Genomic DNA, 641 nt, shown 5'->3' with positions numbered 1-641 from the left:
AATTTTCTTGGTAAATATAACCATCAAGATGATTTTTCTCGATTTTAGATTTGATATTTTCATGAGAATGGAACGTTTGAGTTTTTATGTCGGATGATGGCAATTGTTTTGTTATATTTGATGAAACAGATGTATCGATACCGATTTTTAAATCGTTTTCATCACCGTTAAAAATAAAATACATAAGCGTCAATATTAAAATTGGTGCTAGAAACATTAGCGCAAGTGTACGTTTATCACGTAACATTTCTTTTAATACTCGTCTAACAATAGCTAAAATTTTCATGATTGACGAACCTCCTCAGCTTTAATAAATACCGCTTCAATTGTATCTACATTAAATCTTTGTTTTAAATTGGTTGGCGTATCTATAGCAAATATTCTTCCGTCGACAATAAGTCCAACTTTATCGCAACGTTCCGCCTCATCCATAACATGTGTTGTGATGACGACACTCTTTCCGTCTTTGGTCATTTGCTTGAATTGTTGCCATATTTGTTGGCGCAATTTAGGGTCAATGCCTACAGTTGGTTCATCTAATATGATTAATTCTGGTTCGGCCAACAATGTTATTGCTAAAGATAATCGGCGTTTCATGCCTCCTGAAAACTGTGCAACTTTTTTATTTAACGCTTGCTCTA

At 33.7% G+C, this 641-nt stretch carries 2 protein-coding genes; both read right to left on the bottom strand.

The annotated features are described in order from the left end of the window. A partial coding sequence (locus JVV30_RS13115) for an ABC transporter permease (protein WP_204194368.1) occupies window positions 1-286 on the bottom strand: 286 nt, incomplete at its 3' end. Then, a partial coding sequence (locus JVV30_RS13110) for an AAA family ATPase (RefSeq protein WP_204194367.1) occupies window positions 283-641 on the bottom strand: 359 nt, incomplete at its 5' end. The genes JVV30_RS13115 and JVV30_RS13110, both read right to left, overlap by 4 nt.

It is taken from the genome of Staphylococcus sp. GDY8P47P, from assembly GCF_016892225.1.
Classification (GTDB): domain Bacteria; phylum Bacillota; class Bacilli; order Staphylococcales; family Staphylococcaceae; genus Staphylococcus; species Staphylococcus borealis.
This window is presented reverse-complemented; position numbering and strand designations above follow the sequence as displayed.